General features: G+C 35.7%; 3 protein-coding genes. All 3 read right to left on the bottom strand.

From position 1 onward, the window contains the following. Positions 1-372 (bottom strand): 3-hydroxyacyl-CoA dehydrogenase NAD-binding domain-containing protein (locus tag I6U48_RS16600; protein ID WP_246615406.1); only part of this gene is annotated, 372 nt, incomplete at its 3' end. Positions 373-417: 45 nt separating this feature from the next. After that, positions 418-1,560, bottom strand: coding sequence for an acyl-CoA dehydrogenase (locus tag I6U48_RS16605; protein ID WP_218321584.1), 1,143 nt, complete (start codon positions 1,558-1,560; stop codon positions 418-420). A 50-nt stretch (positions 1,561-1,610) separates the two neighbouring features. Further along, positions 1,611-2,914, bottom strand: a 1,304-nt coding sequence (locus I6U48_RS16610; RefSeq protein ID WP_218321585.1) for a D-lactate dehydrogenase, incomplete at its 5' end; no start/stop codon positions are given.

A 2,914-nucleotide genomic window follows, 5' to 3' on the forward strand; every position in this document is an offset into this window, starting at 1 on the left:
AACTTCAGTTATTGATAAAGAGGATGTATTAGAAGCAAGAATTGTTTCTGCTTTACATATCTTATCTAGATCCCCAAATATTTGTTTCTTTATTTCCATATTTTCAACAGCAGCTTCAACTACTAAATCACAATCTGCAGCTAAATTTAAATCTGTTGTTCCTTTTATTCTATTAACTATAGCGTCTGCATCCTCTTGAGCCATTTTGCCTTTAGTAACTAATTTTGAAAGACCTTTTGTTATTCCAGCAATTCCTCTTTGGACAAATTCATCTTTTATATCTCTTAAAACTACTTCATATCCTTTAGCAGCAAAAGCTTGTGCTATTCCTGCTCCCATAGTTCCTGCTCCAAGTACACATATCTTTTTCATAATTATTTCCGCTCCTTCTATAATCTTTATTATAATGTTTATCTACTATTTAACACCCATCCAACCAGAGATTACCATCATCTGAACTTCTGATGTTCCTTCGTAAATTTCTGTTATTTTGGCATCACGCATCATTCTTTCAATTGGGTAATCACTTGAATATCCATAGCCTCCGAATAATTGTAAACAACGTCTTGTTACATCACTGGCATTTCTAGCAGAAACTAATTTTGCCATAGCAGCTAAGTGTGTAAATCTTTCATGATCATCCTTTGCACATGCAGCTTGATATACTAAAAGTTTTGCAGCTTCTGTATTTGCACGCATCTGGGCAAGTTCAAATTGTGTGTTTTGGAATTTTGAAATAGGACGTCCAAACTGAACACGTTCAGTAACATATTTTACAGTTTCTTCTATGGCACCTTCTGCAATACCAAGAGCTTGTGCTGCAACACCAATACGGCCTCCATCAAGAGTTGCCATTGCAATGTTAAATCCTCTGCCTTCCTCTCCTAAAAGATTTTCCTTTGGAACTATGCAATTATCAAAGAACAATTCACATGTAGATGATGCTCTTATTCCCATCTTTAATTCATGGCTTCCAACAGAGAATCCAGGGAAATCTTTTTCAATAATAAATCCTGAAATACCTTTTGTTCCTTTGCTCTTATCTGTCATAGCAAAAACAATATATATGTCTGCAAATCCTGCATTAGTAATAAAGATCTTGCTGCCATTTAATACATAATGATCTCCTTCTAGTACTGCTGTTGTCTTTTGCATAGAAGCATCAGTTCCAGCAGCAGGTTCTGTTAATGCAAAGGCACCTAATTTTTCACCGGTCGCAAGTGGTTTTAAATATTTTTCTTTTTGCGCATCTGTACCATATGTGTAAATTGGTGTTGCACAAAGACTTGTATGAGCTGAAACAATAACACCTGTTGTTGCACAGCATTTAGATAACTCTTCTACACATTGTATATAGCTTAATGTGTCCATCCCTGCTCCACCGTACTCTTCAGGAAATGGAATTCCAAGTAAACCCATTTCAGCCATTTTTGGTATATTTTCTTCTGGAAAGCGCATGCTTTCATCAATTTCTTTTGCGATTGGTTTTACCTCATTTTCTGCAAACTCGCGATACATTTCTTGTAATTGTTGGTGATTTTCATCTTGTTTAAAATTCATATCAATTCCTACCTTTCTTTTTCTTATATACGTATTTCAATTATATTTTATTATTTGACACCATCTACTGGACAGCATACTTTACCTGGATTCATAATAGAATTTGGATCGAAGGCTTTTTTGATACCCTTCATTAGCTCCATGTTTATTTCTCCAACACTATCTGCTAAATAGCTGACTTTTCCACTACCAATTCCATGTTCTCCTGAAACAAGACCACCACATTCTGTTGCTTCTTTATAGATAATCTTAAAGAATTTATCAACTCTTTCTTTAAATTCTGGCTCTTCTAAATCATTGCTGCATTGATATATATGAAGATTTCCATCTCCTGCATGTCCGAAACTCTTAATAGTCAATCCACATTCTTCCCCAGCCTTATTCACAAAAGTAAGATAAGAAGCAATTTTATTTACTGGAACTACAACATCACATTCATCTAATAACTTTGTTTCTGCCATGATCGCTTCTAGGAAACTGGAACGGGCTGCCCATGCATCTTTCATTTTTGCAGGAGTGTCTGCTACAAGAACATCAATTGCTCCTGCTTCTAAAACTATTTCACTTGCTTGTTCAATAAGGTTATTTAATTCATCTTCATTACTTGCATCTATAGTAACGAGTAAGTAAGCATTTGCAGTTACTCCATCAACTACCTGTGGAAATACACTCTTGCCAATATATCTTTCACTAGATAATACAATTTCTCTTTCCATAAATTCCAATGCCTGTGGATTCATGTGTTCCATTTTAAATTTAGGAACAGTGGAAATACAATCATCTAAATTTTCAAAAGGAATAATTAAACTTGCTGCTACCTTTGGTGCTGGCATGATCTTCAAGGTAAGTTCTGTAATAATTCCAAGAGTACCTTCTGAGCCAATCATCAAATTTAAAAGGCTGTAACCTGAACTTGTTTTTGATACGGACGCTCCAAAGTTAGTAATTTCTCCTGTTGGAAGGACGACCGTCATTGCACGTACATAATCACGAGTTGCTCCATATTTAACAGCTCTCATTCCACCAGCATTTGTCGAAACATTTCCGCCTAGACAAGCAGATTTTTCACCAGGGTCTGGAGCATATAATAGTCCCTGTTTTGCACAGTCTTCTGCAAGATCTTTTAATAAAATGCCAGCTTGAACTCGAACAACAAAATTTTCTAAGTCATAAGAAAGTATTTTATTCATCTTTGTGAGATCAATTAGAACTCCTCCGAGTAGTGGAACTGCGCCTCCTACAAGTCCTGTTCCTGCTCCTCTTGGAGTTACTGGTATTTTATTATCATTACATATTTTTACCACTGCGGCAACTTCCTCTGTAGAATGTGCCATTAATACAACTTGTGGAGCTT

Source organism: Clostridium thailandense (assembly GCF_019207025.1).
Lineage (GTDB): Bacteria > Bacillota > Clostridia > Clostridiales > Clostridiaceae > Clostridium_AM > Clostridium_AM thailandense.

Bases quoted from the DNA above. Each gene is read 5' to 3' on its own strand.
- I6U48_RS16605 (WP_218321584.1), bottom strand. From the start codon at position 1,560: ATGAATTTTAAACAAGATGAAAATCACCAACAATTACAAGAAATGTAT.